This is a genomic window from Kitasatospora sp. NPDC022856 (assembly GCF_055561235.1).
In genome coordinates this window covers 23586-46144 of sequence record NZ_JBVHHE010000020.1, presented here as the reverse complement: position 1 = coordinate 46144, position 22559 = coordinate 23586, and the positions used below count along the sequence as shown (strand labels likewise).

At 74.3% G+C, this 22559-nt stretch carries 21 protein-coding genes; 7 read left to right on the top strand and 14 right to left on the bottom strand.

What is annotated here, in order from left to right; all coding sequences use genetic code 11:
- Positions 1 to 35: 35 nt before the first annotated feature.
- The 3 genes from dapF to miaA form a co-directional block, all read right to left on the bottom strand.
- On the bottom strand, positions 36 to 956 hold the full coding sequence (dapF, locus tag ACZ34W_RS24825; protein WP_465607160.1) for a diaminopimelate epimerase: 921 nt from the start codon (positions 954 to 956) through the stop codon (positions 36 to 38).
- A 74-nt stretch (positions 957 to 1030) separates the two neighbouring features.
- The gene (locus ACZ34W_RS24820; protein WP_329489829.1) at positions 1031 to 1540 is read right to left on the bottom strand and encodes a hypothetical protein; all 510 of its coding nucleotides are present in this window, start codon (positions 1538 to 1540) and stop codon (positions 1031 to 1033) included.
- A gap of 246 nt (positions 1541 to 1786) precedes the next feature.
- Positions 1787 to 2737, bottom strand: coding sequence for a tRNA (adenosine(37)-N6)-dimethylallyltransferase MiaA (miaA, locus tag ACZ34W_RS24815; RefSeq protein ID WP_465607157.1), 951 nt, complete (start codon positions 2735 to 2737; stop codon positions 1787 to 1789).
- A gap of 159 nt (positions 2738 to 2896) precedes the next feature.
- On the opposite strand from miaA, the gene ACZ34W_RS24810 reads away from it, so the two are divergent.
- A complete protein-coding gene (locus ACZ34W_RS24810; RefSeq protein ID WP_465607155.1) occupies positions 2897 to 3166 on the top strand; it encodes an antitoxin in 270 nt (89 codons plus the stop codon).
- Between the two features lie 49 nt (positions 3167 to 3215).
- On the opposite strand, the gene ACZ34W_RS24805 is transcribed toward ACZ34W_RS24810, so the two are convergent.
- Positions 3216 to 3914, bottom strand: a complete 699-nt coding sequence (locus tag ACZ34W_RS24805) for a class III extradiol dioxygenase subunit B-like domain-containing protein (RefSeq protein ID WP_465607153.1) — start codon at positions 3912 to 3914, stop codon at positions 3216 to 3218.
- Positions 3915 to 4010: 96 nt separating this feature from the next.
- A complete protein-coding gene (miaB, locus tag ACZ34W_RS24800) occupies positions 4011 to 5507 on the bottom strand; it encodes a tRNA (N6-isopentenyl adenosine(37)-C2)-methylthiotransferase MiaB (RefSeq protein ID WP_329489825.1) in 1497 nt (498 codons plus the stop codon).
- Positions 5508 to 5645: 138 nt separating this feature from the next.
- Between miaB and ACZ34W_RS24795 the strand changes: the two genes are divergently transcribed.
- The gene (locus tag ACZ34W_RS24795; RefSeq protein WP_329489824.1) at positions 5646 to 6665 is read left to right on the top strand and encodes a TAXI family TRAP transporter solute-binding subunit; all 1020 of its coding nucleotides are present in this window, start codon (positions 5646 to 5648) and stop codon (positions 6663 to 6665) included.
- A 64-nt stretch (positions 6666 to 6729) separates the two neighbouring features.
- Here ACZ34W_RS24795 and ACZ34W_RS24790 read toward each other — a convergent pair whose 3' ends face one another.
- Both ACZ34W_RS24790 and ACZ34W_RS24785 read right to left on the bottom strand, forming a co-directional pair.
- A complete protein-coding gene (locus ACZ34W_RS24790) occupies positions 6730 to 8166 on the bottom strand; it encodes a sensor histidine kinase (protein WP_329489823.1) in 1437 nt (478 codons plus the stop codon).
- A 6-nt stretch (positions 8167 to 8172) separates the two neighbouring features.
- On the bottom strand, positions 8173 to 8946 hold the full coding sequence (locus tag ACZ34W_RS24785; protein ID WP_329489822.1) for a response regulator transcription factor: 774 nt from the start codon (positions 8944 to 8946) through the stop codon (positions 8173 to 8175).
- Positions 8947 to 9331: 385 nt separating this feature from the next.
- On the opposite strand from ACZ34W_RS24785, the gene ACZ34W_RS24780 reads away from it, so the two are divergent.
- The 5 genes from ACZ34W_RS24780 to ACZ34W_RS24760 all read left to right on the top strand — a co-directional run bounded on the left by ACZ34W_RS24780 (position 9332) and on the right by ACZ34W_RS24760 (position 14658).
- Entirely contained in the window at positions 9332 to 10108 is a 777-nt protein-coding gene (locus tag ACZ34W_RS24780) for an amino acid ABC transporter ATP-binding protein (RefSeq protein ID WP_329489821.1), read from the top strand.
- 123 nt (positions 10109 to 10231) lie between these two features.
- A complete protein-coding gene (locus ACZ34W_RS24775; protein ID WP_465607148.1) occupies positions 10232 to 11134 on the top strand; it encodes a glutamate ABC transporter substrate-binding protein in 903 nt (300 codons plus the stop codon).
- A gap of 49 nt (positions 11135 to 11183) precedes the next feature.
- A complete protein-coding gene (locus ACZ34W_RS24770) occupies positions 11184 to 11834 on the top strand; it encodes an amino acid ABC transporter permease (RefSeq protein ID WP_329489819.1) in 651 nt (216 codons plus the stop codon).
- Complete coding sequence (locus tag ACZ34W_RS24765) at positions 11831 to 12682, top strand: amino acid ABC transporter permease (protein WP_329489818.1); 852 nt, start codon at positions 11831 to 11833, stop codon at positions 12680 to 12682. The genes ACZ34W_RS24770 and ACZ34W_RS24765 overlap by 4 nt, the downstream gene beginning before the upstream one ends.
- 146 nt (positions 12683 to 12828) lie before the next feature.
- Positions 12829 to 14658 carry an FAD-dependent monooxygenase gene (locus ACZ34W_RS24760; protein ID WP_465607145.1) on the top strand — a complete coding sequence of 610 codons (1830 nt, stop codon included), beginning with the start codon at positions 12829 to 12831 and terminating at the stop codon, positions 14656 to 14658.
- Here ACZ34W_RS24760 and rny read toward each other — a convergent pair.
- The 7 genes from rny to ACZ34W_RS24725 all read right to left on the bottom strand — a co-directional run bounded on the left by rny (position 14639) and on the right by ACZ34W_RS24725 (position 22527).
- Positions 14639 to 16093 (bottom strand): ribonuclease Y, encoded by a 1455-nt coding sequence (gene rny / locus ACZ34W_RS24755; protein ID WP_465607143.1) that lies wholly within the window; start codon positions 16091 to 16093, stop codon positions 14639 to 14641. The two genes, ACZ34W_RS24760 and rny, sit on opposite strands and share 20 nt — an antisense overlap.
- Before the next feature lie 187 nt (positions 16094 to 16280).
- The gene (locus ACZ34W_RS24750; RefSeq protein WP_465607141.1) at positions 16281 to 17345 is read right to left on the bottom strand and encodes a regulatory protein RecX; all 1065 of its coding nucleotides are present in this window, start codon (positions 17343 to 17345) and stop codon (positions 16281 to 16283) included.
- Positions 17346 to 17352: 7 nt separating this feature from the next.
- Complete coding sequence (gene recA / locus ACZ34W_RS24745) at positions 17353 to 18483, bottom strand: recombinase RecA (protein ID WP_465607139.1); 1131 nt, start codon at positions 18481 to 18483, stop codon at positions 17353 to 17355.
- Positions 18484 to 18683: 200 nt separating this feature from the next.
- Positions 18684 to 19910 carry an AI-2E family transporter gene (locus ACZ34W_RS24740; RefSeq protein WP_465607243.1) on the bottom strand — a complete coding sequence of 409 codons (1227 nt, stop codon included), beginning with the start codon at positions 19908 to 19910 and terminating at the stop codon, positions 18684 to 18686.
- Between the two features lie 203 nt (positions 19911 to 20113).
- Complete coding sequence (locus ACZ34W_RS24735) at positions 20114 to 20308, bottom strand: DUF3046 domain-containing protein (RefSeq protein WP_329489814.1); 195 nt, start codon at positions 20306 to 20308, stop codon at positions 20114 to 20116.
- 32 nt (positions 20309 to 20340) lie between these two features.
- Entirely contained in the window at positions 20341 to 20895 is a 555-nt protein-coding gene (locus ACZ34W_RS24730) for a GNAT family N-acetyltransferase (RefSeq protein WP_329489813.1), read from the bottom strand.
- A 96-nt stretch (positions 20896 to 20991) separates the two neighbouring features.
- Positions 20992 to 22527: a S8 family peptidase gene (locus tag ACZ34W_RS24725; RefSeq protein ID WP_465607136.1), complete on the bottom strand. Its 1536-nt coding sequence runs from the start codon at positions 22525 to 22527 to the stop codon at positions 20992 to 20994.
- Between the last annotated feature and the right edge of the window lie 32 nt (positions 22528 to 22559).

The following is a 22559-nucleotide window of genomic DNA, read 5'->3' as shown; positions in this document are numbered from 1 at the left end:
ACCGGCCGCCCTGCCAGGGCCTGTTCGAACCGGACCTACCGGTGGGCGGTGGCGAGCCACCCCGGGTCGAGCTCGCCGCGGGCCACGATGACCGCCGGACCGGTCTTCTCCACCCGGCCGTCCGGGTACTCGGTGATCACCAGCCGGCCCCCGAGCACGTCCACGGTGTAGGTGACGGCCTCACCGGTGACCGACGGGTCGACACCGTCCCGCCGGGCGGCGGCCACGGCGACGGCGCAGGCCCCGGTGCCGCAGGAGCGGGTCTCGCCCGAGCCGCGCTCGTGCACCCGCATCGCGACGTGGCGCGGACCGCGGTCCACCACGAACTCGACGTTGACGCCCTCCGGGTAGGCGTTCGCGGGGCTGGTGAGCGGCGCGCTCAGCAGGTCGCCGGCCTGGTCGAGGCTGTCCACGAAGGCCACCGCGTGCGGGTTGCCCATGTTCACGTTGCGGGCCGGCCAGCGCCGCTCGCCGACCGCCACCTCGATGCCGTCCGGTCCGGGCAGCACCGCGTGGCCCATGTCCACGGTCACCTGACCGGGCGTGCCGTCCCCGGCGTCCGCGCCCACCCGCACCCGCCGCACGCCGGCCCGGGTGGCCACCGCCAGCTCGCCCGGCTCGGCCAGCCCGGCCTCGACCAGGTAGCGGGCGAAGACCCGGACCCCGTTGCCGCACATCTCGCCGATCGAACCGTCGGAGTTGCGGTAGTCCATGAACCACTCGGCCTGCTCCGCCTGGTCGGCCGCGACCGGGTCGGCGGCCGAGCGCACCACCCGCAGCAGCCCGTCCCCGCCGATGCCGGCCCGGCGGTCGCAGAGCGCGGCGACCGCCTCGGGGCCGATCGTCAGCAGGCCGTCCGGATCGGGCACGATGACGAAGTCGTTCTGGGTGCCGTGCCCCTTCAGGAAGGGCAGGCCGACGGGGGTCACGGAGGATTCGCTCACCCTCCCGATCATACTGAGCGGGCCCGCTCCGCAGCGCCGCGGACCAGCAGGCGGACCGCGCCCGCCGAGGCGGCGGGCGGTGGCGGTCAGCGCAGGTGGACGACCCGCCACAGCGCGAGCGCGCAGGCGACCAGGGCGACCAGGGTGTAGATCACGATCGCCTTCCACCCGGCGCGCCGGCCCGAGCCGCGACGCGGCAGCCCCGGCCACTTGTACCCGGCGTGCCGGGCGGCCATCGCGCCCCAGCCGACCGAGGCCGCGGTGAGCAGCAGACCGAGCATGCCGACCATCGCGGAGCCGGCCCCGGCCGAGCCGAAGGCGAGCGGGAAGGCGAACATCAGCGAGCCGGCGGTGCCCAGCAGCGCGATCGGCAGGGTCTGCCACCAGCGCAGCCGGCGGCGCGGCCGGATCTCCCGCTCGTGCACCGCTCCGGCCGGGGCGCTGGTGTCCAGGGCGGGCAGCGCGAGCGCGTAGGAGGTCGGTCCGTCGAGACCCGCCAGCACCGGCAGGTCCGGCAGGGAGGAGGCGTCGGGGCCGTCGGCCTGAGCCGTGGCGCTCCCGCTCTGACCGCTTTCGGGGCCGGTACCCGTTGACACGCGGCCTCCCCTGACAGTTCGACACGAGTGCGGACTCGCGGCCGGGCAACGGTCGACCCGCCCGGGGCCGACCCTTATGGCATCGATGATGGCATGTCCAGGGGGGCGTTCCGGGCCTGACCGGGGCCATCGGGTGATCCGTGGCCATGACGTGATCCGGCCGTAACCGCGGGTTCGTCCTGCACGCCCACCTGCGCGCGCAGCTGCACCGCCGGATTGGCCGGATCCCGTCCACGGCCCGTCCGATTACTGACGCTCGATCAGCTCCATGGAGCGGGAGAGCAGCTCGGCGGGGTCGGCGCCGGCCGGCCGGGAGAGCCAGTGGATCCGTTCGTCGCGCCGGAACCAGGACTCCTGGCGGCGGGCGAACCGCTTGGTGGCCCGGACGGTCTCGGCACGGGCCTCGTCCTCGGTGCACTCGCCGGCGAAGTGGTCCAGCACCTGCTGGTAGCCGAGCGCCCGGGAGGCCGTCCGGCCCTCACGCAGGCCGAGCCCCTCCAGCTCCCGCACCTCGTCCAGGAGTCCGGCCCGCCACATCCGGTCGACCCGCAGGGCGATCCGCTCGTCCAGTTCGGGCCGGGGCACCGCGACGCCGATCTGGACGGCGTCGTAGACGGCGGTGTTGCTCGGCAGGTTGGCGGTGAAGGGCTGCCCGGTGATCTCGATGACCTCCAGCGCCCGGACGATCCGTCGGCCGTTGCCGGTCAGGATCGCCTCGGCGGCGGCCGGGTCCAGCTCCGCCAGCCGCCGGTGCAGCGCGTACGGGCCGGCCTGCGCCAGCTCGGCCTCCAGCCGGGCCCGGACCTCCGGGTCGGTGCCGGGGAACTCCATCTCGTCGATCGCCGCCCGGACGTACAGGCCCGAGCCGCCGACCAGGACGGCGGTCCGGCCCGCCGCGAGCAACCGGTCGATCTCGGCCCGGGCCAGCCGCTGGTACTCGGCGACGCTGGCGGCCTCGGTCACGTCCCAGATGTCCATCAGGTGGTGCGGGACGCCCTCGCGCTCCGCCAGGGTGAGCTTGGCCGTACCGATGTCCATGCCCCGGTAGAGCTGCATCGAGTCGGTGTTGATCACTTCGCCGCCCAGGGCCCGGGCGAGGGCGACGGCCAGGTCGGACTTGCCGGCGGCGGTCGCGCCCACCACCGAGACGACGCGCGGCGGGGCGGCATGGGGCTGGACGGTACGGGAGCTGCTCACCGGACCAGTCTCGCAAAACCGTCGCCGCGCCGGTGACCTCCCCGTCCGTCCGGCCCCACCGGGCGACGATATGAGCGGTTCCGGCCGTTTGCACCGGGCTGCGAACGGTTCGGCCACGACGGACGTTGAGCAGGAAACAGAAGGAACGGTGAGACCACCATGGGTCTGATGGACAACCTCAAGGGCAAGGCCGGCGAGCTCAAGGGGAAGGCGAGCGAACTGGCCGGCAAGCACAGCGAGCAGATCGAGCAGGTGGTGGACAAGGCCGGCGGCGCGATCGACAAGGCGACCAAGGGCAAGTACAGCGACAAGATCGAGCACGGCGCCAGCAAGGCCAAGGGGGCGGTCGACGACTTCGCCCACAAGCCCGGCGACCCGGGCGCTCCAGGGGCTCCCGGCGCTCCCGGTGCCGGCGGCCCGTCCGCCTGATCCCGGCCCGCTCCCGGGTCGCTCGCCGGGCCGCTCGCCGGGCCCGGTCTCAGCTCCAGGACGCGACGAAGTACCCGACCCCGTACGGCGCGTCCCGGTAGCCCAGCCGCGCGGTGAGGCCGGCGCCCCCGGCGGCGCCGGCCAGCACCTGCCAGGGGGCCCGGCCCTCGGCCAGCAGCTCGCCGGCCAGGCCCGGGTCGACGGCGGCCAGCGCCGCGGTGTCCGCCGAGCCCAGCGCGTCCGCGATCACCGCGTCGAAGCCCTCGGCCCGCTCGTCCAGGTAGCCCGGCGCCTTCAGCGAGCGGCAGGCGCTGCCGTCGCCCATCACCAGCAGCCCGACCCGGTCGGCCAGCCCGGCCAGCCCCTGGCCCAGCCCGAGCATCCGGTCGGCCGGCGCGTCGGCGGGCACCGCGCAGGCGTGCGTCGGCACGGTGGCCCCGGCCCGCTCCAGCAGCCAGGCGCCGACGGTCAGCGCGGGGCTCAGCTCCGGCCCCTCGACCCGGCCGGACGGCAGCTTGGCCGCCAGCGGCACGCCGTACCGGTGGAAGGAGCCCGCGCCGCCCTCGGTCCAGACCTCGGGCTCGGGACCGGTCCCGACCACCAAGACCAGCTCCGGTCCGGCCGCGAGCAGCGCGGCGAGCGCCTCGTCGCAGGCCGCGCGCAGCGGCTCCAGCTCGGCGGCGGCGCCGGCGGCGACCTCCGGGACGAGCAGCGGCGGACAGGGGCAGACGGCGGCGGCAACCAGCATGTGGATCACTCTAACGAAGAAGGACGGCCGTTCGGCCGGGGACGACGGCGGCCCGGCGGGATCCGAGATCCCGCCGGGCCGTCGAAGGAGCGCCGGTCAGTCGCCGCAGCAGCCGCCCGCCGCGGGGGCCGCCACCGGCGCCGGGGCGCCGATGGTGGGCAGGCCGAGCATCACGCCGGCCGGCTTGGCCGCCGGGGCCGCCTGGCGCTTCTCCCAGGCGTCGCCGGCCCGGGTGCGGCGCACCCCGAGGGTCGGGCCCTCGGCCAGCAGGTGGTGCGGGGCGGCGTAGGTGATCTCGACGGTCACCGTGTCGCCCGGGCGCACCGGCTCGGCGGGCCGGGTGAAGTGCACCAGCCGGTTGTCGGGCGCGCGGCCGGAGAGCCGGTCGGTCCGGTCGTCCTTCTTGCCCTCGCCCTCGGCGACCAGGATCTCCAGGGTGCGTCCGACCTGCTTCTTGTTCTCCTCCCAGGAGATCTCCTCCTGGAGCGCGATCAGCCGGTCGTAGCGGGCCTGCACGACGGCCTTCGGCACCTGGTTCTCCATCTCGGCGGCCGGGGTACCGGGGCGCTTGGAGTACTGGAAGGTGAAGGCGTTGGTGAAGCGGGCCTCGCGCACGGTGTGCATGGTCTGCTCGAAGTCCTCCTCGGTCTCGCCGGGGAAGCCCACGATGATGTCGGTGGAGATGGCCGCGTCCGGCATCGCCTCGCGCACCTTCCGGATGATGCCGAGGAAGCGCTCCTGCCGGTACGAGCGGCGCATCGCCTTGAGCACGGTGTCCGAGCCGGACTGCAGCGGCATGTGCAGCTGGTGCATCACGTTCGGGGTCTCGGCCATCGCGGCGATCACGTCGTCGGTGAAGTCCCGCGGGTGCGGCGAGGTGAAGCGGATCCGCTCCAGGCCCTCGATCTGCCCGGCGGCGCGCAGCAGCTTGGAGAACGCCTCGCGGTCGCCCAGGTCGGAGCCGTAGGCGTTGACGTTCTGGCCCAGCAGGGTGACCTCGATGACGCCCTCGCCGACCAGCGCCTCGATCTCGGCGAGGACGTCGCCCGGGCGGCGGTCCTCCTCCTTGCCGCGCAGCGCGGGGACGATGCAGAACGTACAGGTGTTGTTGCAGCCGACCGAGATGGCCACCCACGCGGCGTACGCGGACTCGCGGCGGGTGGGCAGCGTGGACGGGAAGGTCTCCAGCGACTCCAGGATCTCGACCTGGGCCTTGCGCTCGACCGCGGCCCGCTCCAGCAGCGCGGGCAGGTGCCCGATGTTGTGGGTGCCGAACACCACGTCGACCCAGGGGGCCTTGCGGACGATGGTGTCGCGGTCCTTCTGCGCCAGGCAGCCGCCGACGGCGATCTGCATGCCCCGGTGGCGGCTCTTCACCGGCGCCAGCTGCCCGAGGTTGCCGTACAGCTTGTTGTCGGCGTTCTCGCGCACCGCGCAGGTGTTGAACACGACCAGGTCCGGGTCGCCGTCCTGCCCTGCCTTCACGTACCCGGCGTCCTCCAGCAGCCCGGACAGCCGCTCGGAGTCGTGGACGTTCATCTGGCAGCCGTACGTGACGACCTTGTAGCTCTTCAATCCGCTCTCACCGCTCACCCAACCAGGGTACGGGCACCCGCGAAGGGCTTTTCCCCGCCCGCCCGGGCGCCGCCCGCCCGCTCTCCGGGCGCCGGCCGCCACCCGCCCCGGCCTGCGCCCCTCCCGTTCGCCGCCCGCGCCTGGCACTATCCCTGCATGGCCCCCTCCCCCGATCCCCGCCCCGGCGGCGCCCTCCGCGCCGCCGCCCGCAGCCCGCTGTGGCGGACGCTGCTGGTCCTGGTGCTGGTGGCGGCCGGGTTCGGCGGCTGGTGGCTCTCGGCGGGCCGCACGCCCGACTACCCGCGCGGCGAGACCGGCTTCGCCACCGGGGTCCAGCGCGGCGTCTACGACCGGTACGGGCAACTGCTGCAGACCCACGTCGCCAGGGCGATGCCGGGGGTGCGGCTGCGGCTGGACAACTCGCAGGGCTCGATCGACAACCTGGCCCGGGTCACCAGCGGCCAGGACGACTTCGCGATCGCGACCGCCGACGCCGTCGCCGAGTACTCCGGCCCCGGCAAGGACCGGCTGCGGGCCATCGCCCGGCTCTACGACGACTACCTCCAGCTGATCGTCCCCGCCGACTCGACGGTGCGCCGGACGGCCGACCTCAAGGGCAAGCGGGTCGGCGTCGGGCAGGCCCTGTCCGGGGTGAACCTGGTGACCAGACGGCTGCTCTCCTCGGCCGGCCTCGACCCGGACCACGACATCACGCCGGTCATGCTGGGCGTCGGCGACGCCGCCGACCAGCTGCGGGCCGGCAAGCTGGACGCCTTCTTCTGGTCCGGCGGGCTGCCGACCAGCGCGCTGACCGACCTGTCCGACCACATCGGGATCAGGCTCGTACCGCTCGGCGACCTCGCCGAGGCCGTGCACAAGGTCGAGGGCGGCGGCACCGACGCCTACCGGGCGGCCACCATGCCGAAGGGCACCTACCCCAACGCCGAGCCCAAGGACGCCGTCGCCACGGTGGCCGTGCCCAACCTGCTGATCACCCGCGAGGACGTGGACACCGACCTGGTGCAGGGGATGACCCGGGCGGTGATAGACAGCCGTGACCAGATCGGCGCCCAGGTCCACGCCGCCCAGCTGGTCGACCTGCGCACCGCCGTCTACACCGACCCGCTCCCGCTGCACGAGGGCGCGATGCGCTACTACCGCTCGGTGAAGCCGTGAGGTCCTGACACCGCGAGGCCCGGACCCCCGGGGCCCCGAACCGCCCCGGCCCCGGCCCCGGCCGTCAGAGCTTCTTGCCCGCCCGCGGCACCGCCAGCGTCACCGCGAGGCCGGTCGGCCGGACCGGGGCGAAGGTGAGCGAGCCGCCGGCGGCCAGCAGCAGGGTGCGGGCGATCGAGAGCCCGAGCCCCGAGCCGTCCACGTTCTGGTGACGCGCGCTGCGCCAGAACCGGTCGCCGGCCCGGGCCAGCTCCTCCTCGGCGAGCCCCGGCCCGGCATCCGAGACGGTCACCGCGACCTCGTCGCGCCGCACCGCCACCAGCACCCGGACCCGGCTGCCGGCCGGGCCGAACTTGAGCGCGTTGTCGACCACGGCGTCCAGCGCGCTGCCGAAGCCGATCGGGTCGGCCATGCCGAGGGCGAGCGCCGGGCCCTCCCAGCCGAGCTCGATCCCGCGCTGCTGGGCCACCGGCCGCCAGGCGTCCGCCCGGGCCAGAGTGAGCGCGACCAGGTCGGTCGGCTCCGGCTCGGGGCGGGCGTGCTCGGCGGTGGCCAGGCCCAGCAGGTCGTCCAGCACCCGGGCCAGCCGGACGCCCTCCTCCCGGACCCTGCCGAGCTCCTCGTCGTGCCCCTCGGGCAGCTCCAGGCCCAGCACCTCGACCCGCAGCAGCAGCGCCGCCAGCGGGTTGCGCAGCTGGTGCGAGGCGTCCGCGACGAAGGCCTTCTGCTGGTCCAGGGCGAGCACCACATGGTCGGCCATGTCGTTGAACGAGCGGGCCAGGCGCTGCAGTTCGGGCGGCCCGCCGCCGGGCGCCACCCGGGCGTTCATCCGGCCGGTGGCGATGTCGTGGGTGGCCCGGTCGAGAGTCCGGACGGGCCGCAGCACCCACTCGGTGAGCCGGACGGCCAGCAGCACCGCGACGATCATCGCGGCGGCCTCGCCGGCCCCGATCACCAGCCAGCGGTGCAGCACCCGGGTGCGCATCGGCCCGGTCGGGGACTCGCTGAGCACCACGGCGACCACGTCGCCGTCCCGGACCACCGGGGTGGCGATGGTCAGGGTCCGGTCGGGGGTCCACGGCCAGACCTGCGGCGGGTTGTGGCTGCGCCGCCCGTCCAGGGCCTCCTGGAAGGCCTGCTCGCCCCAGCCGCCGGCGGGTACCCGCCAGTCCTCGGGGGCGGTGGCGATCGGCAGGCCGTCGCGCTGGAAGATGCCGAGCCGCACGCCGTAGAGGTCGTGGTAGCGCGCCACCTCGGCGTCCAGCGCGTGCCGACGGCTGAGGTCGCCGGGAGCGGGCTGGGACTCCCCCTTGAGGGCGGACTCCAGCCCGGAGACGCCCGAGGTGGGCAGGTCCTGGGCGAACCGGGCGGCGTCGTCGAGCCGGTCGACGACCACCCGGCTCTGCTCGGCGGCCGCGACCGCCGCGGCGAGCGGCAGCCCGAGAGCGGCCAGTACGCAGAGCATCAGGGCGAGCAGGATCCCGAGCAGGCGGGTACGCACGTGCGGTCAGTGCTCCGCGCGGGCCTGGGGGGCTTGCGCCGCGGCCGTCGCGGCGGACCCGGCGGCGGCCGGGCTCTCGGGGATCAGCCGGTAGCCGACGCCGCGGACGGCCTCGACCAGCCCGGGCAGCGCGAGCTTGGTGCGCAGCGAGCCGATGTGCACCTCCAGGGTGCGGCCGTTGCCCTCCCAGCCGCTGCGCCAGACCTCGCTGAAGATCTGCTCGCGGCGGTAGACCACGCCGGGGCTCTGCGCGAGCAGCGCCAGCAGGTCGAACTCCTTGCGGGTGAGCGGGACGTCCCGGCCGTCCACGCTGACCCGGCGGCGCTCGCGGTCGATCAGGATGCCGCGGGACTCCAGCGGCCCGCCCTGCTGCGGTACGACGTCGGGGGCGGGCACCGCGGCGGCTGCGGGTGCCGCGCCGCGCCGAGCCACGGCGTGGATCCGGGCGAGCAACTCGCCCATGTCGTAGGGCTTGGTGACGTAGTCGTCGGCACCGAGGTTGAGGCCGTGGATCCGGGAGCGGATGTCGGCGCGGGCGGTCACCATGATCACGGGCACGCCGCTGCCGGCCCGGATCCGGCTGCAGACCTCGAAGCCGTCCCGGTCGGGCAGGCCGAGGTCGAGCAGGACCACCCGGTACGGGTCGTTGCCGTCCGGCACCAGCGCGTCGAGCGCCTCGTGCCCGCTGCGGGCGTGCCTGACCTGGAAGCCGTGCCGGCCCAGGACCGCGACCAGCGCGGCGGCCACACGTTCGTCGTCCTCGACGAGCAGCAGTCGCATCGTTCCTCCTCCCCCCGACGTTCCCCGGGGTGTCACGTGGTGTTCACGGGCCCCACCGGGCAGGTCCCGGTCCTGCGCAGTATGGGCCAGCGGAGCGCCGGACGCCAGGCTCGGCCACGCCCCGGGACCGCCGGGGACGGCGTGCGGCGGTGCGGGTGCCCGCTGTCACGGTGCCCTCCTGTTTCCCGGTGTGAACGGCACTTGCCGGGCATGTGGCCGGATCGTGATCCTCAAGTTCCGCTCAGATCGGCTGACGTGGCATCGTCATCGCTCCTATGGTCACCCCACCGGGGGCCGAGGCTCCGCCGGCCGAGGCCCCCGGTTCCTACCATCACTGCCGCCCAAGGGAGTTCGACTCCGGGGGCCGACACGAGGAGCAGGCGCGATGACCGAGAGCCTGATCAAGGACTCCAGCGCCGCCGCGACCGCTCCGCTGGTGGTGCTGAACGGGGTGAACAAGCACTTCGGTGCCCTTCACGTCCTCCAGGACATCGACCTGGAGATCGCCCAGGGCGAGGTGGTGGTGCTGATCGGCCCCTCCGGCTCTGGCAAGTCCACGCTCTGCCGGACGATCAACCGGCTGGAGACCGTCGACTCCGGCACGATCACCATCGACGGCCGGCCGCTGCCCGCCGAGGGCCGGGAGCTGGCCAAGCTGCGCGCCGAGGTCGGCATGGTGTTCCAGAGCTTCAACCTCTTCGCGCACAAGACCGTGCTGGAGAACGTGGTGCTCGGCCAGGTCAAGGTGCGCGGGATCGCCCGTGAGAAGGCGGTGCGGACCGCCCAGGAGCTGCTGGAGCGGGTCGGGGTCGGGGCGCAGGCGTCGAAGTTCCCGGCGCAGCTCTCCGGCGGCCAGCAGCAGCGCGTCGCGATCGCCCGGGCACTGGCGATGAACCCGAAGGTGATGCTCTTCGACGAGCCCACCTCGGCGCTCGACCCGGAGATGATCAACGAGGTGCTGGAGGTCATGCGCCAGCTGGCCGCCGACGGCATGACGATGGTCGTCGTCACCCACGAGATGGGCTTCGCCCGCTCCGCCGCCAACCGCGTGCTCTTCATGGCCGACGGCCGAATCGTCGAGCAGAACACCCCCGAGGCCTTCTTCACCGCGCCGCGCAGCGACCGCGCGAAGGACTTCCTCTCGAAGATCCTGCACCACTGAGCTTCCGGACGGACCACCGGTCGGCGACGGCAAGGTCGCCGGCGCCGGTCACGTCCGCCCGGCCACCTTCCTGTCGCCAGAGCCCGGTTGAACCGTGGCCCAGCCCCGAGGAGAACCACCCTCATGAGGACTCGTCGCACCATCGCCGTCGCGCTCTGTGCCATCGCGCTCACCGCCACCGCCGCCTGTGGCAAGGACGGCACCCCCGGTGACGCCGCCGCCAGCGGCAGCACCGCCCCCAAGCTGCCCACCTACACCGTCAAGACCGACGCGAAGGTGGACTCCGCGATCTTCGCCGAGGCCAAGAAGCGCGGCCAGCTGATCATCGGCGCCAAGTCCGACCAGCCGTTCCTCGGCTTCGAGGACCTCGCCAGCGGCGACCGCAGCGGCTTCGACATCGAGATCGCCAAGATGGTCGCCGCGGACCTCGGCTTCACCCCGCAGCAGATCAAGTGGCAGACCCTGGTCTCCTCGCAGCGCGAGCCCGCGATCTCCAAGGGCCAGATCGACTTCTACGTCGGCACCTACAGCATCAACGACGAGCGCAAGAAGACGGTGTCCTTCGCCGGCCCGTACTTCATCGCCGGCCAGGACTTCCTGGTCAAGGCGGACAACACCTCAATCACCGGCCCGGAGTCGGTCAACGGCAAGAACATCTGCACCGCCACCGGCTCCACCTCGATCAAGAACATCCAGCAGTACTCGCCGAAGATCACCCAGTTCGACACCTACTCGGCCTGCGTCGAGAAGCTGCTGTCGGGCGAGGTCGACGCCGTCACCACGGACGACGCCATCCTCAAGGGCTACGCCTCCAAGTACGCGCCCAAGCTCAAGGTGGTCGGCAAGCCGTTCACCAAGGAGAACTACGGCGTGGGCCTGAACAAGGACGACGCCGCCCTGCGGGGCGCCATCAGCGACGCCCTGAAGGCGCACCAGGACAACGGCGACTGGAAGAAGGCGTACGACGCCACCCTCGGCCTCTCCGGCTCGGCCGCGCCCACCCCGCCGGCCCTTGAGCGGTACTGACCGCCCGCCGACCACCGTTCCTGACCACTCCTGAGAGGAGGGCCGCCGGATGGGTTTCCTGTTCGAGGACGGCAACTTCGCGCTGTTCCGCGACGGCTTCCTGCAGACGATCGAGCTGAGCGCGCTCAGCGCACTGCTCGCCCTGCTGCTGGGCACCCTGCTGGCGGCCTTCCGGGTCTCCCCCATACCCGCGCTGCGCGGCTTCGGCACGGCCTGGGTGACGCTCTTCCGCAACACCCCGCTGACGGTGCTGTTCTTCGCCGTCACGTTCGGGCTCCCGCCGCTCGGCGTGCACTTCAGCCACCTCACCTTCGCGGTGCTGGCGCTGGGCAGCTACACGGCCTCGTTCGTCTGCGAGGTGCTCCGCTCGGGCATCAACACCGTGCCGCTCGGCCAGGCCGAGGCCGCCCGCAGCCTCGGCATGACCTTCGGTCAGACCCTGACCAGCATCGTCCTGCCGCAGGCCGCCAGGACGGTGCTGGCACCGCTGAGCAGCGTCTTCATCGCCCTGCCGAGGAACTCGGCGATCGCCGGCGCCTTCAGCGTCAGCGAGCTGTACAGCGCGCAGCAGTCGTTCTCCGAGGACGGCTACTCGATCTTCGCGATCTTCTTCTGGGTGGCCTGCGCCTACCTGGTGATCAGCGCCGTCGTCGCCCTGCTGTTCCGCTTCCTGGAAGACCGACTGGCGGTGGCCCGATGAACGCCCTCTTCACCCGCTCCTCCACGGCCAGCGTCCTCTACGACGCCCCGGGCCCCCGGGCCCGCACGCGGTACCGGCTGTTCGGGGTGCTGTCGCTGCTCGCGATCGCCGGCCTGCTCTGGTACGCGATCGCCAGCCTGGCCTCCAACGGCCAGTTCGACGCCCAGCTCTGGGACGCCTTCCAGTACAACACCGTCCAGCAGCGGATCGTCGACGGCCTGCTGGCCACCCTGGAGGCCTTCGGGCTGGCCGCGGTCGGCTCGCTGGCCCTGGGCGCGCTGCTGGCGGCCGGACAGCTCTCCGACCACAAGCCGGTCCGCTGGGCGGCGGTCTCCTTCGTCCAGTTCTTCCGGGCGATGCCGCTGCTCATCCTGATCGTCGCGCTCTACTACGCCTTCTTCGCCAAGGAGCCGATGTGGGCCCTGGTGATCGGGCTCACGCTCTACAACGGCTCCGTGCAGGCGGAGATCATCCGCAGCGGCGTCAACGCCGTGCCGCGCGGTCAGGGCGAGGCCGCGTTCGCGCTCGGCCTGCGCAAGACCCAGGTGATGACGACCATCCTGGTGCCGCAGGCGGTCCGCTCGATGCTGCCCACGATGATCGGCCAGCTGGTCGTCACCCTCAAGGACACCTCGCTCGGCTTCATCATCACGTACCACGAGCTGCTGTTCGTCGGTAAGGCGATCGCCAGTCAGCCGCTCAACGCCGCGGGCTTCCCCTACATCCCCGTGGTCCTGGTGATCGGGCCCATCTACATCGCGATGTGCCTGCTGCTCACCGCGCTCGCCCGGTGGATCGAGGCACGCGGCCGCCGCGGCGCGAACCGGCGCACATCAGCTGCTGCTTGACGGACACGCAGGCGAACTGTTGCATTGCTCTTCGTGACACCATCCGGGACCATCCTCGCGGCATATGACGCCCCCTCGTCGGCCTGCCCGGCCCCGGGGGTGCGCGGCTCCGCCCGCCCGGCCGGCCGCTGCGCGGAGGGCCCGGCATGGACCCGGTGATCGTGGTCGGGGCCGGACCGGTCGGTCTGGCCCTGGCCCTCGCCCTCGCCCGGCACGAGGTGCCGACCGTCGTCCTGGACGAGGGCTCCGGGCTCTGCCCCGAGGGCCCTCGCAGCGTCGTGCTCGGGGCCGACACCGCCGCCTTCCTGACCAGGATCGGCTACCCGCGGGCCGTCTCGGACGCCGCCCGGTGGGACGCCTTCACCATCTGGCGCCGCCGCCAGGAGGTGCTGCGGATCGACCTGGCCGACACCCCCGTCCTCCACCTGCCCCAGCACCGCCTCCAGCGCGGCCTGCGCGACGCCCTGACCGGCACCCCGCTGGTGCGGCTGGTGCCGTTGAGCCGCGTCACCGAACTCGCCCAGGACCGCGACGGCGTCAGCGTCCGCACCCGCAACCCGCAGGACGGCACCGAGACCTGGTGGCGCGGCAGCCACCTGGTCGGCTGCGACGGAGCCCGCTCCGCCGTCCGGAAGCTGCTGCGAATCCGCTTCCCCGGCCGGCCGGCCGTCGACCGCAACGCCGTCGCCACCGTCCGGGTCGACCTGCCCTTCACCGAGGCCCGGCTGCACCGCGAGCCCCCGTGGCGCGGCGACCGCGAGGCCTCCGCCCGACCGCTGCCGGACGGCGTCTGGCGCCTCGACTGGCGGCTGCCCCCCGGCCGGCCGGTCCCCAGCGAACCCGTCGACCCGCACGCCACCTGGCCCGGCGTCGTCACCGGCGACACCCTGCTCACCCGAGTCACCGCGACCCTGACCGGCTGGTGCGGCGAGCTGCCCCGGTACGAGCTGCTCGCCGCCGCCGACCACACCGCCCAGCAGCGCCTCGCCGCCCGGTTCCGCAGCGGCCGCTGCTTCCTCGCCGGCGACGCCGCCCACCTGCACGGCGCCCTCGGCATGCAGAACCTCGCCGACGGCCTGCGCGACGCCGACAACCTCGCCTGGCGCCTCGCCCTCGCCTGGCATCTGCACACCGGCGGCCCCCAGCCCGGCGGCTCGCTGCTCGACGGGTACGAGGCCGAGCGGCGCGGCGCGGTCGGCGCCCGGCTGCGCGCCGTCGACCAGGCCATGCCGCTGCTGCGCCCGCTGCGCGGCTGGCAGGCCACCCGGCGCTCGCTGCTCTCCGGCTCGTTCCGCAAGCACGCGCCGCTGCTCGCCGACGGCCAGCTCGGCACCGGCCGCTTCGGCGGCGCTCCCGCCTACCCGGCGGCGCCCAGCGGCGTGCCCGGGCGGGTCCCGGTGCAGCGCGGCCGGCGCGACGCGACCTCGCTCAGCGAACTGCTGCCCGCCACCTCGCCCGGCGTGCTCGTCCCGGACCTGCCGGTGCTCACCGCCGACGGCACGCCGGACCAGCTGCACGCCCGGCTCGGTGCCTCCTTCCTGCTGCTGCTGGTCGCCCCCGGCACCGCCGTCTGGTCCGCCGAACACTGGCTCGGCGCCGGGCTGATGCCCCGGCTGGCCGAGGTCGCCGCGGCCCTGCCGGTGCCGGCCGAGGTGCTGGTCACCGAGGAGTACCCCGGAGCCGGACCGCACACCGTGCTGCTGATCCGGCCGGACGGCCATCTGGTCGGGGTCACCCAGGGCGCCGCGGCGGACGAGCTCCTCGCGCTGGCCGAGCGCGCCCGGGGCGGGCCGCCGACCCTGGCCGGCGGTGCCGAGCCGGACCAGGAACCCGATCGTCCCGGCCGCGACACCGGCACCGAATCCGCCCGCGGGACCGGCTCCGGTCCCGGGGCGGGCGCCGGGGCCGCCGCGCCCCGACAGGTCTCCGGCGCGACGCCGCGCCCGGCGGACTCGCCTAGCGGGCCACCTCGGTGACCCTGCTCTCCCGCACCACCGTGACCCGGATCTGGCCCGGGTAGGTCAACTCCTCCGCCACCTGCTTGGCGACCTCGCGGGCGATCACCTGCGCCCCGAGGTCGTCCACCACCTCCGGCCGCACCATCACCCGCACCTCGCGGCCGGCCTGCATCGCGTACACCTTGGCCACCCCTTCGTGCGCCCGGGCGATCTCCTCCAGCCGCTCCAGCCGGCGCACGTAGACCTCCAGCGACTCCTTGCGCGCCCCCGGACGGCCGCCCGAGCAGGCGTCGGCGGCCTGGGTCAGCACCGCCTCGACCGTCCTCGGCTCCACCTCGCCGTGGTGCGCCGCGATCGCGTGCACCACGTCCGCCGACTCGCCGTACCGGCGGGCGAAGTCCGCCCCGATCGCCGCGTGACTGCCCTCGACCTCGTGCGTCAGCGCCTTGCCGATGTCGTGCAGCAGCGCCGAACGGCGCACCGGCGCCGGGTCCACCCCGAGCTCGGCGGCCATCATCCCGGCCAGGTGCGCCGACTCCACCAGGTGCCCCAGCACGTTCTGCCCGTACGAGGCCCGGTAGCGCAGCGTCCCCAGGGTGCGCACCAGCTCCGGGTGCAGCCCGCCGACGCCGGCCGACAGCAGCGCGTCCTCACCGGCCCGGACGCAGCGCCGCTCGACCTCCTCGCGGCTGCGCTCGTGGACGTCCTCGATCCGCATCGGGTGGATCCGGCCGTCCTCGACCAGCTGCTCCAGGGTGAGCCGGGCGGTCTCCCGGCGGACCGGGTCGAAGCAGGACAGCTGCACCGAGACCGGGGTGTCATCGATGATCAGATTGACGCCGGTGACCGCCTCGAAGGCGCGGATGTTGCGGCCCTCCCGGCCGATGATCCGCCCCTTCATCTCCTCGTTGGGCAGCCGGAAGAGCGACACCGCCGTCTCGGCCGTCTGCTCGCTCGCCAGCCGCTGGATCGCCCCCGCGACGATCTCCCGGGCCCGCTGCTCGCCCTCCTCCTTGGCCGCCCGCTCGATCTCGCGGACGGAGACGGCCGCCTCCCGCCGCGCCTCGGCCTCGGCCTCCCGGACGAGTTGGGCCCGGGCCTCGGGGGCCGAGAGTCCGGCGGCGCGCTCCAGCTCCGCCGCCCGGCGCCGCAGCAGTTCGTCGGCCTGGATCCGGGACCGCTCCAACGCGGTCGAGCGGTCGTCGAGTTCACCCTCGCGGGCCCGGAGGCGGCTCAGCTCCTCGGTCAACCGCTCCTCGCGCCGGTCGAGTTCGGCCCGCAACCGCGCGGACTGCTCCTCGGCCCGGCGCCGGGCCCGCTCGGTCTCGGCCGTGGCCCGCCGCTGCGCGACCCGCAGGCGCCCGACCGTCAGCCAGGCCGCCGCCACGACGGCGACCAGCACCGCGGCCGACAGCAGGGGGACGACCGGTCCGGCGCTCAGCGCGATCCTCATCCTGCCCACTCCCCGTCCTGCGCGCCACGCCGCCCGGGACCAACCGAGACCGGGCCCGGGCATGCCTGCCCGCGGCACGGCCGGGGAGTGATCGACGCGTTACCCGCACTGAGTGCGAGGCTAAGCGCAGGTTACGAAACGGTCAAGACTGGCCAGGTAGTTGGCGAACTCCTCCACAGCGGGGCCGTCATTCCCACCCGGAACCGGGTCCTCCGTCCACGTCCTCTCCATCCGGACCGCCGTCGGCCGCCTCCGCGTCCAGGACCTCCCGGACCACCCGGAAGGCCAGCCCCTCGGAGTAGCCGCGCCGGGCCAGCACGCCGACCAGACGCCGCGTCCGGGCCTGCCGCTCCAGGCCCCTGGTCACCCGCAGCTTGCGTTCGACCAGGGCCCGGGCCGCCTCGGTCTCGTCGTCGTAGTCCAGCTGCGCGACGGCCTGCTCGACCAGGTCGCCGGCGACCCCCTTGGTCCGCAACTCCTGGGCCAGCGCCCGCCTGGAGAGACCGCGAACGGCGTGCCGGGACTCCACCCAGGCCTGGGCGAACGCCGCGTCGTCGATCAGCCCGACCTCCTCCAGCCGGGTGAGCACCCCGTCGGCGACCTCGTCCGGGATCTCCCGCCGGCGCAGGGCGTCGGCCAGCTGCTTGCGGGACTTGGCGGCGCCGGTGAGCAGGCGCAGGCAGATGTCCCGCGCCCGGGCCTCGGGGTCGACCGACTCCTCGGGCTTCGCCGCCCGGGCACCCCGGGCGCCCTTGCGCCCTTCGCCCTCGGCGCGCTCCCCCCGCGCGCGTCCCCGCGTGCGACGGGCACCTGCGCCCCGCCCGGCGCGCCCGCCCTCCTCGGCCGCGTCGGCCGGGTCGGCGAGATCGGCCGGGCTGGTGCGGGAGACAGGGGCGGCCGCACCCCCGTGACCGGCCGCCCCTCCCCCGGCCGGATGGCCGGGAGCCGTCTCCTCCACCAGCGCCGAACGGCGCCGGCGCCGACCCGTCGGCAGCTCGGACGCGGACACCAGCCCGAGCGCGTCGTCCAAGCCGTCCGGACCGCTCGCGCCGTCGGGGGCACCCCGCCGCCCGACCCGGCCGGGCGGCACGCCCCGCCCGGGCCGCGGTCCGGGCCCCGGGGCCGGATCCGGTTCGAACTCCGGCTCCGGCCCCGGTTCCGGCTCGGCCACTGCGGCGAACCAGTCCGGCGGGCCGTAGTCGTCGTCCTCCGGGCCCGCCGGGCCGCCGTCCACCGCCCTGCTGTGCTGCATCAATGACTCAGGCCTTGGCCGCCGCCGTCGTCTTCTTCGCCGCGGCCGTCTTGGCGGCGGTCGCGGTGATCGGCTTGGCCCCGCCCTCGGCAGCGGCGTCGGCACCGGCGGCCGGCGCCTCGCCCTCGGCCGGCTCCGCCGTCTTCGGGCCGATGCCGAGCTTGGCCTTGATCTTCCGCTCGATCTCGTCGGCGAGCTGCGGGTTGTCCCGCAGGAAGTTGCGGGCGTTCTCCTTGCCCTGGCCGAGCTGGTCGCCCTCGTAGGTGTACCAGGCGCCCGACTTGCGGATGAACCCGTGCTCGACGCCCATGTCGATCAGGCCGCCCTCGCGGCTGATGCCCACGCCGTACAGGATGTCGAACTCGGCCTGCTTGAACGGCGCGGCCACCTTGTTCTTGACGACCTTCACCCGGGTGCGGTTACCGACCGCCTCGGTGCCGTCCTTCAGGGTCTCGATCCGGCGGATGTCGAGCCGGACGGAGGCGTAGAACTTCAGCGCGCGGCCACCGGTCGTCGTCTCCGGCGAGCCGAACATGACGCCGATCTTCTCGCGGAGCTGGTTGATGAACACCGCGGTGGTGTTCGACTGGTTCAGCGCACCGGCGATCTTGCGCAGCGCCTGGCTCATCAGACGGGCCTGCAGACCGACGTGCGAGTCACCCATCTCGCCCTCGATCTCCGCGCGCGGGACGAGCGCCGCGACGGAGTCGATGATCACCAGGTCGATCGCGCCGGAGCGGATCAGCATGTCGGTGATCTCCAGGGCCTGCTCACCCGTGTCCGGCTGGCTGACCAGCAGGGCGTCGGTGTCCACGCCGAGCTTCTTCGCGTAGTCCGGGTCGAGCGCGTGCTCCGCGTCGACGAACGCGACCGTGCCGCCGGCCCGCTGGGCGTTGGCCGCCAGGTGCAGGGTCAGCGTGGTCTTTCCGGACGACTCGGGGCCGTAGATCTCGACCACCCGGCCGCGCGGGATGCCGCCGACCCCGAGGGCGACGTCCAGGGCGGTGGACCCGGTGGGGATCACGTCGATCGGCTCGTTGGCCTTCTCGCCGAGGCGCATCACCGAGCCCTTGCCGAACTGCCGCTCGATCTGGGCGAGTGCGGTCTCAAGAGCCTTCTCGCGGTCCGTACCTGCCATGGCTTCCACCCTCGGGTTCTGTGCTGTGCGCTTCATCGTTCTCGACGCTAGCGCGTCCCACTGACAATCGGCCCCGACCGGGCTCGACCCTGTGGAAAACTCTTCGCCGGAGAGTACAAAGAACACCTGTTCGATTCAAGTGGCGCAGGTGGGCCCGGCCCGACCGGTCCCGTCCGAACGGTCGACCGCCGGCCCCGGCGCTACTCCTCGCCGCCCCGGCCCGGGCCCCCGCCCCGCCCGGAGTCCCGCCCGGCGTCACGGCCGCCCGCGTCCTCCCCGCCCGCGACGCCGTCCGGCCCCACCCCCGCGCCGACCATCCGCCGCAGCCGCCGCGCCGCCTTCCGGCGCAGCTCCCGCCGGGCCCGCCGCTGGGCCCCCCGGTCGATCCGCGGATCGGTGGCCACCTCGTACCGCCGCACGTAGGTGCCGACGAAGCCCTGCAGGGTGGCGGCCGCCGGGATGGCGATCAGCGCGCCCACCGCGCCGAGCAGCGCCGCGCCCGCGATCACCGAGCCGAAGGCCACCGCCGGGTGCACGTCCACCGTCCTGGCGGTGATCCGGGGGTGCAGCAGGTAGTTCTCGATCTGCTGGTAGACGACCACGAACGCCAGCACCCAGAGCGCGTCCACCGGCTCCACGGTGAGCGCGACCAGCACCGGCAGCGCGCCGGCCAGATACGTCCCGATGGTGGGCACGAACTGCGACATGACGCCCACCCAGACCGCCAGCGCCGCCGAGTACGGCAGGTCCAGCAGCGCGAACATCACCCAGTGCGCGAGTGCCGAGGCGACCGCGAGCAGCGCCCGCGAGTAGAGGTAGCCGCCGGTCTTCGCCAGCGCGATCTCCCAGGCCCGCAGCACCTCGCCCTGCTTGGCGGGCGGCAGCAGCGAGCAGACCGTGCGGCGCACCCGGGGGCCGTCCGCGGTGAAGTAGAAGGTGAAGAGCCCGACCGTGAAGGCCTGGAACAGCCCGCCGATCAGGGTCGAGGAGACGCCCCACACGTTGTCGGCGGCCTGCTGCGCGTAGGTCTCGATCGCCCCGGAGTCCTTGAGCAGCTTCTTCTGCAGCTCGTCCAGCGAGAGGTCCTGGTGGAAGGTCTGGTTGATCCAGTGGATCAGGTTGTCGAGCAGGTGCGGCAGGTCCCCGGCGATCTTCGCCACCTGGTCGACCAGCAGGGTGCCGAGCGCGGCCAGGAACCCGCCCACCGCGACCGCCACCGCCACGAAGACCAGGAAGGTGCCGACGCCCCGGCGCACCCCCCGGGCCGCCATCCGGTCGACGGCCGGCTCCAGCGCCAGCGAGAGGAAGAAGGCGACCAGCAGCATCACGAAGAGGTCGATCAGCTGGTGGAAGGCCCAGTCGGCGAGCTGGAACAGCCCGACCATGACCAGCGCCAGCACCATGGCGCGGGGCAGCCAGCGCGGCATGCCGGTCCCCAGGAGCCCGTCGGCCGGGGCCGGCGCGCAGTCGCGGGCGGGCTCCCGGTCGGTGCCGTCGCGGTGTTCGGGCCGCCGGCCCGCGGCCTCGTCGGCGACCTGCGCCGACCTGTCCGAATTCTGCGGTTCTGCGCTGCTTGTCACTCGGACAGTCTGTCCCATGCCCGACACCCCACCGGGCACCGGGCACCGGTTCAGCGGAGCACTGCGGAGACGCCCTGGTTCTCGCAGACCGTCCGCCAGACGTCCTTGGCCTCCCAGCCCGCGTCCAGGGCCTGCCGCACCGTCCGCCCGCCCAGCTCGCTCATCACGTGGTCGGTGGCGAAGGACTCCGCGTACGCCTCCCCGAAGTGTGCGTACATCCGTCGCCAGAATTCGGTCAGCCTCATGCCCACCAGTATCCCGGACCGGACCGGAGGCTTCAGGGCGTCCAGTCGGCCGCCTCCAGCGCGTACTCGACCTCCCCGTGCTCCGAGCCCGGGATCGCCTCCGGGTACTCCTCGTGGAAGGTCCGGACGAAGTGGAGCCCGGCCTTCTCCATCACCCGCCGCGAGCCGCGGTTGACCGTCATCGTGTACGCCACCACCCGGCGCACGCCGAGCTCGCTGAAGCCCCGGCGGATCAGCGCCCGGGCCCCCTCGGTGGCGTAGCCGCGGCCCCAGGCCGGCCGGCGCAGCCGGTAGCCGAGCTCGACCTCGCCGCGGTCCCGCCGGTCCGTCGGGCGGAACTCGAACCAGCCCAGGAAGGCCCCGCCGGCCCGCTCCTCGGCGGCCCACCAGCCGAGGTCGCCGTACCGCCGGTAGTGGTCGAAGTAGAGCGGCAGCAGCTCCCGCTCGACCACCTCGCGCGGGGTGGCCCGGCCGCCGGTGAGGTGGCGCATCACCTCGGGGTCGCCGTCCAGCTCCACCAGGTGGTCGACGTCGGCGGGGGTGAAGCGGCGCAGCACCAGCCGCTCGGTGGTGAGGTGGACGGTCATCCCCCGATCCTCGCCCACGGCGCGGCGCCCGTCACCCGATTTTCGGCGGCCCCCCAGCCCGGCGCGGGCCCGCCGCTCGGCGCAGGCCCCGCCCGCTCAGTGCGGCAGCGCGAGCGTCCCCGCGCCGTAGTACTGGCGGTCGCCGCAGGCGTACGGGCCGGGCGGGCAGGCGGCGGCCGCGGTGGTGGCCAGCAGGGTCGCGAGCCGGTCCGAGTCCCAGTCCGGGTGCAGCGCGGCGGCCACCGCCACCGCGCCGGTCACATGGGCCGCGGCCATCGAGGTGCCGGCCAGCGCGGCGTACTGGCCGCCGGGCCAGTCGGAGACCACCGCCCCCTGCGGGCCGCCGTCCGGGTCGCCGCCGGGGGCGGCCAGCGAGACCTTGCCGCGCCCGAAGTTGGAGTAGGCGGACGGGTGGCCGTCCCGGTTGACGGCGGTCACCGTGACCACCCCGGGGAGTTCGCCGGGGAGCCGGACGCACTCCGTCCCGACGTAGCGGGTCCGGGCCGGGCCGGAGCTGCGGTCGTTGGGGCTGCGGTCGTCGGTGCGGGCGGCCCCGAGGTCCTGCCCGTCGTTGCCGGCCGAGGCCACCACCACCGCCCCCTTGCGCCGGGCGTAGTCGACGGCCCGGGCAACGGCGGCGGTCAGCGCGGCCTGGTCGCCGTCCTCCGGGCAGTTGTACTTCCAGGGGTCGGCGAAGTAGCTGTTGTTGATCGCCTTGGCACCGTGGTCGGCGGCCCAGAGCATGCCGCAGACGATGTTCTCCGCGTAGTACTGCCCCAGCGACCCGAGCAGCCGGACGGCGGCGATCCGGGCCCCTGGCGCGACGCCGCTGACGCCGTGGCCGTCCCGGGCCGCGCCGACGATCCCGGCGACGTGCGTACCGTGGCCGCTCTCGCCGACCCCGGGGTCGGGCCGCCAGGCGCCGGTCCGGGCGTCCGGGCGGCCGTCCGCGCAGGAGGCGGAGCTCTTCGGGTCCACGGCCGCGCGCAGGTCCGGATGGGTGTCGTCGACGCCCGAGTCGAGCACGGCGACCAGCACCCGGCGCAGCGCGTCGGCGGAGGGGGCGCCCGGTCCGGTGCCGGGACCGCGTAGCAGGGTGGCGGTGGTGTCGGCGGACGGGCCGCCGCCGCTGCCGAGCATCGCGAGGTTCCAGGCGTCGCGCTCGCCCGGGTCGGCCACGGTGGGGGTGGCGTCGTCCGCGCTGTCCGACCCCGCCCGGTCGCCGCCGGCCCCGGCGCCGAAGTCGCCGGCGCCGTCCAGCGGGCGGGGCGGGCTCGGCACCGGTGAGGTCCGGGTGGCGCCCACCGCGGCCACTCCGGGCCGGTCCCGGACCTTGTCGGCGAAGCCGCCGGCGGCGTACGCGAGGACCGCCCCGATCTGGGGGTACTCCTGGACGACCTGCCCGCCGGCGGCACGCGCCTCGGCACCGGCCCGGGCGGCGCCGGACGCGTCCTGCCGCTCGGCCAGCACCAGGTAGCTGAAGTACTCCCGCCCGGGCCCGGCCACGTACGGGACCGCGCCGCCGACCACCAGCGCGGTGAGCAGCATCGCGAGCAGTGCGCGGACCGGGCCCCGGGTACGGCGCCGGGGGACCTGCACGGGACCGCTGCCGGCCGTGTGCGCCTGCGCCATCGCACGGTCTCCGCTCGTCGGTCCCGGTGGCC